Raw genomic sequence first — 12,864 nt, forward strand, 5'->3', positions numbered from 1 at the left:
GGGCGGGGGGGGCCCGCCGGCGGGGGGGGGGGGCCCCCGGGCCGCGGCGGTCCCCCACCGGCCGGGCGGCCGTGGGCATTCGTGGTGACGTCCCTGAGCCCGGGGGTCACGAGGAACCGAAACGAGCACAGACACGGCGATCCACCCACAAGTCACCGCACGAGCCGACGCAGGCGCGTTCACGGATGACCAGGACATCGATCAATGGCGCGAGTACGGGAAGGAACCCAAGTAGTAAGGGGTTTCGTCCTCGAATCGCTCTGCATCGGTAGCGATGTCGAAGCGTCCTGCGGGGGCAACATACTCGTGATCGAACAGCATCCAGACATAACGCGCCTCAGAGATGCCCAGTCTCTCGGCCGACCGCACAGCGGCTTCACTCCAGGTCTCCCAGTAACTGCCACTGGACAGCAACTGGCGTACCGGCTGCGGACGGCCGAGTCCTCCGCCTTCCTCGTAGTCGTGGTCGTACCAACCGATGACTTTGTTCTCCTCCTCGAAACAGACGTTCAACCAGATCGAGACCACCCCCTCCCGATCCTTGAGATCGTCGTTGAAGAACATGTCATCGTCATCGTCGAACAGTTCGGGGTCGTCGTTCACTTCGTCTCCCAGCTGATTGCATGTCTGCCCAGCGAACCTAACGCGAGGTTCCGACGTTGACCGCGAGCGCGAGCTGAACGAGTGGCGCTGCTGTACAGCAGCGAAGTACAGCAACCGCGGTGCCCGGCACTGGCCACACGCGCTGGGATCCGGTCTTGTGCAGACCTCGATGACCGGCCTTGCCCGGACTGGCGCGAGCTACGGATCAAAAGGTTGCAGGTTCGAATCCTGCCGAGCGCACAGCAGCTCAGAGGCCCACTCGATCAGTCGAGTGGGCCTCTTGCTTTCCCCTGGGAGCCAACTTGGGAGCCAAGCTCAGGAGTTGGGCTCCCGAGCCTCTTCAGGACCCTGGTTTTTGGGAGCCGAGCTACGTCCGCGCCCTGTGACCTCGTGCCGCCGAGGGCCCGATTTCATGGGCGTCATGAGGACACCGCCGCGGTTCGCTTGTCCCCTTTCGACCAGGTGCCCGTACACGTCCCTCGTGATCGCGATCCCCGCATGGCCCAGGATCTCCGACACCACATGTAGGGGAGGGCCCTGCTCCAGCATCAGCGAGGCCCTCGAGTGACGAAGCTCGTGCGGATGCGAGTGACCGAGTCCGGCACCCTTCGCGATGCGTGAGAACGCGTGCGAGAAATTGTCCGGGTCGAGTGGCGTACCGATGTCGCTCGGGGAGGACGGCCCGAGTTCCGTCCACGCCTCGCCGGCCTTCTCCCGTGCACACTTCTGTTCAGCCCGGTGCTTCACGAGCAGCGCCACCAGCTCGGGTGTCAGGGACAGGGTCCGTCGCGAACGCCGCGACTTCAGTCCGTAGCAAGCCCTTCGCCTGGTCGACGGTGAGGCTCAGCCCGTCAGACGGATTCAGCTTCGGGGGATTGGACAACGCGACGACGTTCCGCGCGATGATCCCCTCACGCTCAGCCTGCGTGAACGCAGCCCTCAGGACGGTACGTGCGATTCGGGTTGCGTTCGGGCTGAGCCTGCGAGACAGCATGTCCGTCCACACGTCGTTGACCTCAGGCACGGTCAGCCGCGTCATCACGTGCCGGCGGCGTTCCTCGGGCTGATGCGGGGAGCCAACGTCGGCAAGATGCTCGTACGCCTGGCTCCCTGACCGCCCAGGTCGTGACCACGGGCCTGACCTGCCGACATGCCAGTGCCAGTTTCGGATGAGGCCGGGTCGTGCGCCTCGGCCGACGGGAGGTCAGGAGGTCGCGGCCGAGCGCGGGTTGCTTGACCCGTAGCGCCCATTTTGGCCGTGGGTGGGGGCTTGATCGGGTAGCGCGGGGATGGTCGGTACGCTGCCGAAATGACGGGGCGTACTGCGACAGTCGTCGGTGGTGGGATTGGTGGGCTGGCGGCAGCTCTGGCCCTGACGCGCCGCGGGTGGCGGATCGAGGTGTGGGAGCGCGCGGCCGAGTTCACCGAGATCGGGGCCGGGTTGTCGCTGTGGCCGAACGCGCTGCATGCGCTGGCGGCGCTGGGTCTCGACGGGCAGGTCCGGGATCTGGCCGCGGTGGAGGCGGGCGGCGGCGTACGCGACCGGGCGGGGCGGTGGCTGAGCCGTACCGACAACTCCGAGCTGGAACGCCGGTTCGGCATGCCGCTGGTGGTCCTGCACCGCGCCGACCTGGTCCGGGCCCTGGCCGAGGCGCTTCCGGCGGGGACACTGCGGGCGTCGTCCGAGGTCACCGGGATCCGGGACGAAGGCGACGGCGTCGTGGTCGAAGGTGGCGGCATCCGGCGGGTGGACTTGGTGATCGGCGCCGACGGGTTGCACAGCACGGTTCGCCGGTTGCAGTGGCCCGAGGCGGCGGCGCCGCGCTATGCGGGCTACACGGCTTGGCGCATGATCACCGAGCCGATGCCCGCGCCGGTCGGCGACGGTGCCGCGACGTGGGGGCGGGGTGAGCGGTTCGGGTTCACCGCGCTCCCGGGCGGGCGTTTCTACTGCTTCGGCACCGCGACGGTGCCGGCCGGCGGCAAGGCACCCGGCAGTGAGCGGGCCGAGGTGCTCCGGCGGTTCGGGGGCTGGCCGAAGCCGATTCCGGACCTGCTGGCCGCGGTGCCGGAGAGCGCGGTGCTCCGGCACGACATCTACGATTTGCCGCCCTTGCCCGACTACGTGCGCGGCCGGGTGGCGCTGCTGGGTGATGCCGCCCACGCGATGACGCCCAACCTGGGGCAGGGGGCGTGTCAGGCGCTGGAGGACGCCGTGGTGCTGGCCGCCTCCCTGGACGCCGCCCCCGACGTCGACGCCGCGCTGGCCCGCTACGACCAGGCGCGCAGGTCGCGGACCCAGATGGTCGTACGTCGCTCCGCGCGCATGGGCACGATCGGCCAACTGGCCTGGCCCCCCGCGGTATTGGGCCGCGACCTCGCCGCCCGGCTCACCCCCGCGGCGCTGACGCTCCGCTCGATGACGCCGATCCTGGGCTGGCGGCCCTGATGCCGGACTGGACGTACCAGCCGCTGCGCGGCATAGCCGGGTCCGTGCTCGGAGTCCGCCGCTCGCAGCGTACGGCGCTGCGGATGCTGGGCAGGTTGTCGTCGCGGCCGGTCGGACGGTGGTTCGTCACCAGGGCGTTCGGCCACCGTCCGCCTCCTGCCGAACTCGCCGGCTCGGTGGCCGGCATCGCGGTGGCGAACCGACTGGGGGCGATGGTGCCGCCCGAGGTGGCGTACGACGCCGTGCGCGCGCTGCCCACCCAGGGCGCCGGGCTGATCGTGGTCGCGCCGGTGGGCCTGTCCGATGTCGACGCGGTACGGGCGGCCGCTGTAGGCCGACGCGTTCCGGTGCTGGTGCTGACGGACGCCCCCGAGGTGTCGGCCGCGCTCGGGCCCTACGTCGACGACGTGCTGTGCGACGACGCGGAGTTCGTCCGCCTGACCTCTCCGGTGGTCGCGGCCGCGCTGGACGCGCTGGAGGACGAGACCAAGGCGGTGCTCGCGGCTCCGGCGGTGCTTCTGGACGCCGGACCCGGCTGGTTCCAGCGGGTCGCCGAAGCGGCCACACCCACCCGGCCGGCGCCGCGCCTCGCCGACATCGGACCCGACCCGCGGCGCTGGCCGGCGTGGTGGTGGGGAGTGTGCGTGGGGCTCGGCATGATCGGCGCGGGGCTGGGCGCCGCCGCCATCACCCTGGGCCCCGTACTGCTCTGGTACGACCGCGACTACCTGGGCATCGACCGCGGCCATCTGCACGGCGTCAACCACCACCTCGTGTCGTTCCTGCAGCACGACCGGATCACCATGGCCGCCACGATGGCGGCGATCGGCATCCTCTACACCGGCCTTGCCTACGGCGGGATCCGGCACGGCTGGCCCTGGGCCCGGAACGCCTTGCTGGCCTCCGGGTTGATCGGCTTCCCGACACTGCTCTATTTCCTCGGCACCGGCTTCGTGGAGCCGCTGCACACCGCGGTCGCGGTCGTCCTGTTCCCGATGTTCCTGGCCGCGGTGTGGCGTGCGCCCGCCCGCCCGCGGTGGACGATCCTGCCGGACGGGCCGGAACACGAGCGGCGCCGGGCACTCACCGGCCAACTCCTCATGATCACCACGGGGGTGGGCTTGTTCATCGGCGGCGCGGTCGTCTCCGTGGTCGGCCTGACCGAGGTGTTCGTGCCCAGCGACCTGGTCTTCCTGGACACGACCTCCGACGAGTTGGAGACCGCGAACCCGCGTCTGCTCTCCTTCATCGCGCACGACCGCGCGGGCTTCGGCGGAGCGCTGATGGCGGCCGCGGTCGCCATCGTCATGGTGAGCGCCTGGAGTTGGCGCCGCGGGGCGACCTGGGTCTGGTGGTCGCTCGCCCTGTCGGCGATCGTCGGCTTCCTCCCTCCGGTACTCGTGCACTCGCACATCGGCTACACCGACTTCCTGCACCTGGCCCCGGTCTACATCGGCATGCTGCTGTCCGCCGTAGCCCTCTACCTGGCACGGCCCTACCTATGCGCGCGCCCGATCGAGTCGAAGGACAGCGCCTCGGCGGGATCCGAGGGCCGCGGAGGTCCGTCGTCGTGAGCGGGTGCCTCTGGGGTGCTACGCGCAGGCGAGGAGGGCGTCGACGAATGCTGCGGCTTGCTCTCGGGCAGGGTCGGGGAGGGTACGCACGGCGGCGTACACGTTGCGGGTCGGCGGGTCGGTGAGCGAGCGGACGGCCAGGTCCGGGCGCAGCGAGGGGATCAGGAGGCTCGGCGCGAGGGCCACGCCGTGGCCGGCGGCGACGAAGGCCTGCTTGCCCAGCCAACTGCCGCACTCGATGTCGATGCGCGGCGCAAAACCCGCTCGCGCGCAGGCGGCGGTGAGGACGGAGGCCGCGCCCGCGTAGTCCTCGACCCAGGTGTCGTGCGCGAGTTCGGCCAGGTCGACGGTGTCGGCATTGCGGTTGTTGTCGGAGTTGCGGTCGACGGTGGCGAGCGGGTGGTCGGCGGGCAGCAGGCACACGAGGGCGTCGTCGAACAGGTGCGTCATCGTGAGGCCGTCGTGTGCGGGTACGCCGGGCGGGTAGTCCGTGACGACGGCGACGTCGAGGTCGCCGTCCAGCAGGCGCGGCAGGAGGTTCGGGGTGACGTTCTCGGTGAAGGCGACGCGTACACGCGGGTGTTCGGCCGTGAAAGCGCTCAGCGCGTTCGGCAGGAGACCGGCCGCGACCGAGGGGACGGTGCCGACGTGGAGGCGGGTGACCGCGTACGTGTGCGAAGCGGCGACGTCGCGTTCGGCGCGTTCGAGGCGGCGCAGGATGAGGACGGCGTGGTCGAGGAGCGCCTCGCCGGCCGGGGTGGGGCGTACGCCGCGCGCATGCCTCTCCAGGAGCGCGGTCTTGAGCTCCGCTTCCAGACCGGCGATCTGGCGTGACAGCGCGGACTGGCTGTAGCCCAGGTTGAGCGCGGCCGCACTGATCGAGCCTTCGCGGCAGACCGCGCAGAAAGCTCGGAGCCCGGGGATGTCCATGGCCGTCAGAGCAACCGCGGAAAAAGAAATCCTCCGCGGAGCGATGAGTCCCGACGGCGCCGCCGGTCTAACCCTTCGACAGCACGGACAACATGCGAATCCCTCGGAGGATGAGATGGCCACCACGATGAACACCCGGGCGGCAGTTGGAACTTCGCGCCGCGCGACGAGCACGGCTGGACCGGTCTGGAAGGTGGCGAGCCTGGCCTCGCTGGGCGGGCTCGCGGTCGCGGGAATCTACGAGGCGATCGTGCGCGCCGCCGGCGTCTCGTTCGAGATGGGGGCTTCGGCCGCGGACTCCAAGCCGGTCCCGGCGGGCGGCTTCGTCGGGTTCACCGCGATGGTCGCGGTGGCCGGCATCCTGTTCGCGGTCGCGGTGGCACGGTGGGCGAAGCGCCCGGGACGCACGTACGCGGTGACCACCTGGGCCGTCGTGGCCGCTTCGCTGGCCCTGCCCTTCCTGCCGCCGTACATGGACGGTGACACGCGCTTCGTGCTCGTCCTCTCGCACGTGGTCGTCGCGGTCGCGGTCATCCCGGTGGTCGCCAAGCGCCTCGACCGGATCGAGCGGTGACCCAAGCCCCCACCCCGCACAACCGACCCCCCAAAGAACGGCCCCGGGACACCAACCCCGGGGCCGTTTCGTATTCGTCGGCCGTACTCCATGCGCCCGGGTGGCTGAGTGATGGTGGCCGGATTCTTTTGGAGGGTGGCTATTGGGCCACTCGTTGGGTGAGGCGGTGGGGGGCAGGGTTGGTGCTGCCGGATCGAGCTGCGGTCGGGCGGGGCCAATTTGGCGGGGAAAGAAGGAGACGGCGATGAAGATGCGCGCGATTGGTCAGGACACGTTCGGCGGGCCGGAGGTCCTGCGGGTCGTCGAGGTTGAGCGGCCGGTGCCGGGGCCCGCGGAGGTGTTGGTGCGGGTACACGCGGCGGGGGTGAACCCGACGGACGTGTGGCACCGCGCCACCGGCGGCCTCGCGGGCGCGGCGCCGATCCGGCTCGGGTGGGACGTGTCGGGGGTGGTCGAGGCCGTCGGTATCGGCGTCACGCTCTTCCGGCCGGGGGACGAGGTGTTCGGCATGCCGCGCCATCCGGTTCCGGCCGGGACGTACGCGGAGTACGTCACTTCGCCCGCCCGCCACCTGGTCCGCAAGCCGGCCGCGCTCTCGCACGTGGAGGCCGCGGCCCTGCCGCTCGCGGCGCTGACCGCGTGGCAGGCACTGGTCGATGTGGCGGGTGTCCGCGAGGGGCAGCGGGTTCTCGTGCACGCCGCGGCGGGCGGCGTCGGGCACCTTGCGGTGCAGATCGCGAAGGCGCGCGGGGCGTACGTGATCGGGACCGCTCGCCGGGCAAAGCACGGGTTCCTGCGCGAGGTCGGTGCCGACGAGGCCGTCGACTACACGCAGGTCGACTTCGCCGAGGAGGTGCGGGACGTGGATGTCGTCGTCGACGCGATCGGCGGCGAGTACGGTCCGCGCTCGCTGCGTACGCTCCGCCCCGGCGGGATCGTCGTCTCCCTCGCCTCACCCGCCGAGGCTCGCCTTGCCGAGCAGGCCGAGCCGCTGGGCCTGCGTGCCGCATTCATGGCGGTGGAAGCCGACAACGCGGGTATGCGAGAGATCGCGGCGCTGGCGGAGAGCGGTCGGCTGCGGCCGCGCGTCGACACCGTGCTGCCGCTCGAACACGCTGCGAAGGCCCATGGGATCGCGGAGAGCGGGCGGACCACCGGCAAGATCGTGCTCTCCGTGGTGGATTAGGCACGCCTCGACGTCGCTGCCGCCTTTGTCGCTCAGACCGCTCCGGAAGTTGCTTCGACCTGTTGGAGGCCATGATGACCACGTTCGTTCTCGTCCCGGGTGCCTGGCACGGCGCATGGACCTTCGAACCGCTCGCCCGCGACCTGCGCCGGGAGGGCCACGAGGCGTATCCGCTCACACTGACCGGACTCGGCAGCCGAAAACACCTGCTCAACGCGTCGGTCAACCTCGACACCCACATCCTCGACGTCGTCCACCACATGGAGGACGAGCAGATCACCGACGCGGTCCTGGTGGGGCACAGCTACGGCGGCATGGTCGTCACCGGCGCCGCCGACCGCGTGCCCGAGCGGGTTGCGGGGCTCGTGTACGTCGACGCCGTGCTGCCCGAAGACGGCCAGTCCGTGTGGCAGTTGGTCACCGACAACGAGCGTGCGTGGTACCTGGACGGGGTGGGCGAGAACGGCTACACCAGTGCCCCGATGTCGTTCCTGGACCCGCGCGCCACCCCGCACCCGCTCGCGTCGCTGATGCAGGCGATCCGCCTCGACGGGGGCCTGGACCGCTTCCGCGGCAAGGACTACGTCTATGCGACGGGTTGGCCCGACGGGTCGCCGTTCACCGAGGTGTACGAGCGGCTGTCGGCCGACCCCGCGTGGCACACCCACGCGGTCGACTCCGCGCACAACGTGATGCGCGACGCCCCCGACGAGCTCCTGAAGGTTCTGCTGGACGCGGCGGCGCGGGCTCAGTCCTCCGAGTAGCGGCGGCGCAGTTCGCGCTTGAGGATCTTGAGCGAGGGCCCCAGCGGCATCTCGTCGACGAACTCGACGCGGCGCGGGTACTTGTGGCGCCCGAGGCGCTCGCGTGCCCACGCCACGATCTCGTCCTCGGTCGGCTTCGGGTCCGCGGACGCACCGGACGCGGCACCGGTCGAGGCACCGCCCGACGCACCGCCCGTCGCACCGGTCGAGGCGTCCGCCGGCCGGTCGGCCGAGGTGTCGACGACGACGACGGCGCAGACCTCCTCGCCGTGCACCGGGTCGGGCAGGCCGATGACCGCGACCTGGGCGATCGAGGGGTGCCGCATCAGCACGTCCTCGACCTCCAGCGGGTAGACGTTGAACCCGCCGCGGATCACGATGTCCTTCTTGCGGTCCACGATCCGCAGGTAGCCGTCGGCATCCTTGATGCCCAGGTCGCCGGTCCGGAACCAGCCGTCCACCAGGGCCTCTTCGGTGGCCTCGGGGCGGCCGAGGTAGCCGCTGAAGACGTTGTGGCCGCGGATGACGACCTCGCCGAGCGTGTCCCGCGGCAGCAGTTCGATGCGCTCGTCGAGGTCCGCGCGGGCGATCTCGACCTCGACGCCCCACAGCGGGTGGCCGACCGTGCCCGCCCTGGCACCGAACGCGGGCTGGTTGACGGTGGTCCCGGGCGACGTCTCGGACAGCCCGTATCCCTCGAACACCTGCGCGCCGTAGACCTTTTCGAAGTCCTCGAGGACGGAAGTCGGCAGGGCCGCCCCGCCGGAGATGCAGAACCTCAGTTTCGGCAGGCGGGCGGCGTGCCGGGCCGCCTCGATGAGGGCGACGTACATCGTCGGTACGCCGTGGAACGACGTCACGCCCTCCTCGGCCATCAGGTCCACCGCGGCGGCCGCGGTGAACCTCGGCAGCAGTACGAGGGTCGCGCCCGCGCGCCACGTGGAGTTCATGCTCACGGTCTGGCCGAACGAGTGGAACAGCGGCAGCGCGCCGAGTGCGACGTCGTCGGCACGGACGTCGTTGGTGTCGAAGGCGTTGACGGTCGCGTTCATCACCATGTTGAGGTGGCTCAGCACCGCGCCCTTGGGTACGCCCGTGGTGCCGCTGGTGTAGAAGACCACGGCCGGGTCCTCGGAGTCGCGGGTCACGTACGTCGGCAGGGGCTCGACGGTCGCGGCCAGGTCCTCCAAGCGCCCGTCCGCACCGGGCACCGGTACGTCGGGGCCCAGCGTGACCATCCGGATCCCGACCCGGGCCGCCGCCGCGGCACCCGTCTCGGCCTGGGCGGCGTGGCACAGCAGCAGCGTCGAGCCGCTGTCGCGCAGCACGTGCTCGGCCTCGTCGACGGTCAGGAGGAGGTGGACCGGGACGACGACGCCGCCCGCGGCGAGTACCGCGTAGTAGGCGCGGGGGAACTCGGCGGTGTTGGGAGCCATGAGGGCCACCCGGTCGCCGGGCCGCACCCCCAGCCGCTCGAGCGCCGCGGCCTGCGCACGCGCCTGCCGCCACAACTCGGCGAAGCTGATCCGCAGTGCTCCCTCGACGAGGGCGGTGTGCTCCGGTCGGCGCCAGGCCGGCTCGGCAAGCACGGCGGCGAGGGACAACATGGCCATCTGTGGTGCTCCGTTCCCCGTGATCGACAAGGTACGTCCACATAGTTAGCAGTGCTAATTTTGGACTATAGACTTGCTCGCCCCACCAGGGAAGAGCCGCCGCCGCGCACCGGCCCCGACTCGCACCGAAAGCACCGCCGAGGCACATCCGAGACGCCGACTGGGACAAGCGGCGCACATCAGGGAGGCACGCATCGTGGGTCGGCCCCGCCAACCACTGCTCAGCCGCGACCGCATCGTCGACGCCGCCCTGGCCCTCGTCGACGCGGAGGGGCTGGACGTCCTCTCGACCCGGCGCCTCGCCTCCGAGCTGGGGGTCAGCGGTCCCGCGCTGTACAACCACTTCGCGACGAAGGACGAGATCGTCGACGCGGTCGTCGACACGGTCCTCGGCGAAGTGGACATCGCCGTGTTTGCGAGGGTGTCCGCGGACGCGGCGCGGGACGCGGCCGACGACCGGTCCCAGGACGCCGCCGAAGCGACGTCCTGGGACGAGGCGTTGCGCGTATGGGCGCGTTCCTACCGTGCCGTGCTGGGCGCACACCCCAACCTCGTGCCGGCGCTCGCTCCGGGTCCCGCGCGCCGCCCGAACGCGCTGCGCATGGCCGACGCCGTCTTCGGCTCGCTCGTACGCTCCGGCTGGCCGCGCGCCCAGGCCACCCGGGTCGGGGTCCTGATGCGCTACTTCGTCACCGGGTCCGCGCTCGGCTCGTTCGCCGGCGGGTTCCCGGACGACGCCGCCTTGTACGCGGGGGAGTACCCGCACCTGGGCCAAGCCCATCTGCTCGCGGACGCGCAGCGCGAGATCAACGAGAACGCGTTCGAGGCGGGCCTGGAGGCGCTGCTGCACGGACTGGCCGACCGCTACGCGCGCGTGCGGGTGGGCTGACGATCCTCCGACGATTCACCCGAACGCGCTTCCTCATCAAGCGCGTTGGTGACGGGCGGCACCGGCTGCGCGGAGTCCCGCGCAAGGCGGGCCATCAGCCGCTCGCCCTCCATGTCGACGTGCGGCACGACCTTGTCGAGCCGGCGCGGGAACCACCAGGCGGCCTTGCCGAACAGCGCCATCGCGGCGGGGACCAGCGCCATGCGGACGACGAACGCGTCCACCAGGACACCGACCGCCAGCGCGAATCCGATCGGCTGCACGATCGGGTCGTGGCCGAAGACGAAGCTGCCGAACACGGAGACCATGATCAGCGCGGCGGCGGTCACCACGCGTCCGCCGTTGCGTACCCCGCCCACGACCGCCTCGCGCGCGGAAGTGCCGTGCGCGTACTGCTCCTTCATGCCCGACACGACGAACAGCTCATAGTCCATGGCGAGTCCGAACAGCACGCCGATCAGCAGGATGGGTACGAAGCTCACCACCGGGCCGACCTTCGGGACGTCGATCACGGCGTCGAGCCAGCCCCACTGGTACACGGCGACCACCGCACCCAGTGACGCCATGACGCTGAGCAGGAAGCCGACCACCGCCTTCAGCGGTACGAGCACCGACCGGAACGCGAGCGCGAGCAGCACGAAGGCGATGCCGACGATGACCGCGAGGAACGGCGGCAACGCCTGGCCGAGCTTTGCCGAGACGTCGATGTTGGCGGCCGTCGTCCCGGTCACGTCGATGCGCGCGCCGGTGGTGTCCTGAAGGTCGCCGCGCTGCTTGCGGATCGCTTCGACAAGGTCCTTGGTGGCCGGGTCGTCCGGTCCGGTGTGCGGGATCACGGTGACCAGCGCGGTGCCGCCCTCGGCGTCGACGGTCGGTGGCAACAGCGTGGCGACGCCCGGCAGTTCGGTGAGCCGGTCGGAGACCGCACCGAACGCCGCGCCCGGATCGGCGGCACCCCGTGCGTCGACCGCCACCACGAGCGGGGCGTTGAAGCCCTCGCCGAAGCCCTCGGTGACCAGGTCGTAGGCCTCGCGCGCATCCGTCCCGGTGGCCTGCGAGCCGCCGCCCGGCAGCCCGAGTCGCAGGTCGGCGGTCGGGAGCGCGAGCGTGACGAGGGCCGCGAGGCCGATCAACAGCACGGCGACCGGGCGGCGTACGACGAATCGCGCCCACCGCTCGCCGACCGCGCCCTCCCGCGCGGGCGTACGGCGCACCGGGAGGCGGTTGAGCCGGTGGCCGGCGAATCCGAGCAGGGCGGGCAGCAGCGTGATCGCGACGAGCACCGCGACCACGACCGCGCCCGAGGCGGCCAGGCCCATCACGGTCAGGAACGGCACGCCCGCGACTGCGAGTCCGGCGAGCGCGACGACGACGGTCAGGCCCGCGAAGACGACGGCGCTGCCCGCGGTCGCGTTGGCGCGCGCGGCCGCCTCGCCGGGCGGCAGCCCTTCGGCGAGGTGGCGGCGGTGCCGCGACACGATGAAGAGCGCGTAGTCGATGCCGACCGCGAGACCGATCATCAGGGCGAGCACCGGGGCCGTGGTGACGATCTCGAATGTCCCGGAGAGTGCCAGGATTCCGGCCATCGCGACGCCGACCCCGACGAAGGCGGTGAGCAGTGGGAGCCCCGCGGACACCAGGGTTCCCAGGGTGACGAGCAGGACGACCGCGGCGACCGCGAGCCCGATCGCCTCGCCGCCGTGGACGACGGCCATCTCGGTGTAGACGTCGCCGCCGTACGCGACTTCGAGCCCGGCGTCGCCCGCCGGTTCGGCCGCATCGCGCACCGCGTCGCGCTGACGGTCCGTCACATCGGCCAGGCTGCGGTCGAATTCGACCAGCGCGATGGCCATGCGTCCGTCCGGTGACACCGCGCCGGTCGTGTACGGGTCGGGCACCGCGGCGACACCGGGGGCGGCGGCGATGCGGGTGACGGCCGCCGAGACGGCCGCACGGGACTCCGGCGTGTCGGCGCCGCCCGCGGCGTCGGCGGCGAAGACGACCTGGGCCGAGCCGTGGTCCTGGGCCGGGAAGGCCTCCTTCACACGGTCGAGGGTGCGCTGTGCCTCGGTGCCGGGGACCTTGAACTCGTCGCTGGTCGAGCCCGCGAACGCGCCCGCGGCGGCGACCGCGGCGAGGAGCACGGCGATCCAGGCGGCGAGCACGGCGCGACGCCGGTCATGGCAGTAGCGGCCGAGGCGGTACAGGTACGTGGCCATGCGTCAGCCCTTCGTCGGGTCCAGGCAGGGGACCGGAGCGTTTGCGACCACCGTACGCGCAAC

The 12,864-nt window shown here is 71.3% G+C and carries 12 protein-coding genes; 6 read left to right on the top strand and 6 right to left on the bottom strand.

Annotated features, from left to right (window positions below; translation table 11 throughout):
- Positions 1-201: 201 nt before the first annotated feature.
- The 3 genes from ACWD12_RS26180 to ACWD12_RS26190 form a co-directional block, all read right to left on the bottom strand.
- A complete protein-coding gene (locus tag ACWD12_RS26180) occupies positions 202-603 on the bottom strand; it encodes a hypothetical protein (protein ID WP_450101583.1) in 402 nt (133 codons plus the stop codon).
- A 315-nt stretch (positions 604-918) separates the two neighbouring features.
- Entirely contained in the window at positions 919-1,362 is a 444-nt protein-coding gene (locus tag ACWD12_RS26185) for a tyrosine-type recombinase/integrase (RefSeq protein ID WP_450101584.1), read from the bottom strand.
- Positions 1,334-1,645, bottom strand: coding sequence for a hypothetical protein (locus ACWD12_RS26190; RefSeq protein WP_450101652.1), 312 nt, complete (start codon positions 1,643-1,645; stop codon positions 1,334-1,336). Before ACWD12_RS26190 ends, ACWD12_RS26185 begins: the two co-directional genes overlap by 29 nt.
- Positions 1,646-1,912: 267 nt before the next feature.
- Here ACWD12_RS26190 and ACWD12_RS26195 point away from each other — a divergent pair, with 267 nt between their 5' ends.
- Both ACWD12_RS26195 and ACWD12_RS26200 read left to right on the top strand, forming a co-directional pair.
- Positions 1,913-3,052: an FAD-dependent monooxygenase gene (locus tag ACWD12_RS26195; protein WP_450101585.1), complete on the top strand. Its 1,140-nt coding sequence runs from the start codon at positions 1,913-1,915 to the stop codon at positions 3,050-3,052.
- The gene (locus ACWD12_RS26200; RefSeq protein WP_450101586.1) at positions 3,052-4,626 is read left to right on the top strand and encodes a hypothetical protein; all 1,575 of its coding nucleotides are present in this window, start codon (positions 3,052-3,054) and stop codon (positions 4,624-4,626) included. The genes ACWD12_RS26195 and ACWD12_RS26200 overlap by 1 nt, the downstream gene beginning before the upstream one ends.
- A gap of 18 nt (positions 4,627-4,644) precedes the next feature.
- Here the strand turns inward: ACWD12_RS26200 and ACWD12_RS26205 are convergent, their stop codons facing one another.
- On the bottom strand, positions 4,645-5,556 hold the full coding sequence (locus tag ACWD12_RS26205) for a LysR family transcriptional regulator (RefSeq protein ID WP_450101587.1): 912 nt from the start codon (positions 5,554-5,556) through the stop codon (positions 4,645-4,647).
- Between the two features lie 115 nt (positions 5,557-5,671).
- On the opposite strand from ACWD12_RS26205, the gene ACWD12_RS26210 reads away from it, so the two are divergent.
- From ACWD12_RS26210 to ACWD12_RS26220, 3 genes are all read left to right on the top strand, one after another.
- Positions 5,672-6,130 carry a DUF6069 family protein gene (locus ACWD12_RS26210; protein WP_450101588.1) on the top strand — a complete coding sequence of 153 codons (459 nt, stop codon included), beginning with the start codon at positions 5,672-5,674 and terminating at the stop codon, positions 6,128-6,130.
- A gap of 250 nt (positions 6,131-6,380) precedes the next feature.
- Positions 6,381-7,316: an NADP-dependent oxidoreductase gene (locus ACWD12_RS26215; RefSeq protein WP_450101650.1), complete on the top strand. Its 936-nt coding sequence runs from the start codon at positions 6,381-6,383 to the stop codon at positions 7,314-7,316.
- A 74-nt stretch (positions 7,317-7,390) separates the two neighbouring features.
- Positions 7,391-8,080, top strand: a complete 690-nt coding sequence (locus ACWD12_RS26220; RefSeq protein WP_358351109.1) for an alpha/beta fold hydrolase — start codon at positions 7,391-7,393, stop codon at positions 8,078-8,080.
- On the opposite strand, the gene ACWD12_RS26225 is transcribed toward ACWD12_RS26220, so the two are convergent.
- Positions 8,065-9,693 carry a long-chain-fatty-acid--CoA ligase gene (locus ACWD12_RS26225; protein ID WP_450101589.1) on the bottom strand — a complete coding sequence of 543 codons (1,629 nt, stop codon included), beginning with the start codon at positions 9,691-9,693 and terminating at the stop codon, positions 8,065-8,067. The genes ACWD12_RS26220 and ACWD12_RS26225 overlap by 16 nt on opposite strands.
- 196 nt (positions 9,694-9,889) lie before the next feature.
- Between ACWD12_RS26225 and ACWD12_RS26230 the strand changes: the two genes are divergently transcribed.
- Positions 9,890-10,582 carry a TetR/AcrR family transcriptional regulator gene (locus ACWD12_RS26230; protein WP_358351115.1) on the top strand — a complete coding sequence of 231 codons (693 nt, stop codon included), beginning with the start codon at positions 9,890-9,892 and terminating at the stop codon, positions 10,580-10,582.
- Here the strand turns inward: ACWD12_RS26230 and ACWD12_RS26235 are convergent.
- Positions 10,558-12,801, bottom strand: a complete 2,244-nt coding sequence (locus ACWD12_RS26235; RefSeq protein WP_450101590.1) for an MMPL family transporter — start codon at positions 12,799-12,801, stop codon at positions 10,558-10,560. The two genes, ACWD12_RS26230 and ACWD12_RS26235, sit on opposite strands and share 25 nt — an antisense overlap.
- Positions 12,802-12,864: the final 63 nt, after the last annotated feature.

The organism is Streptodolium elevatio (assembly GCF_053592165.1).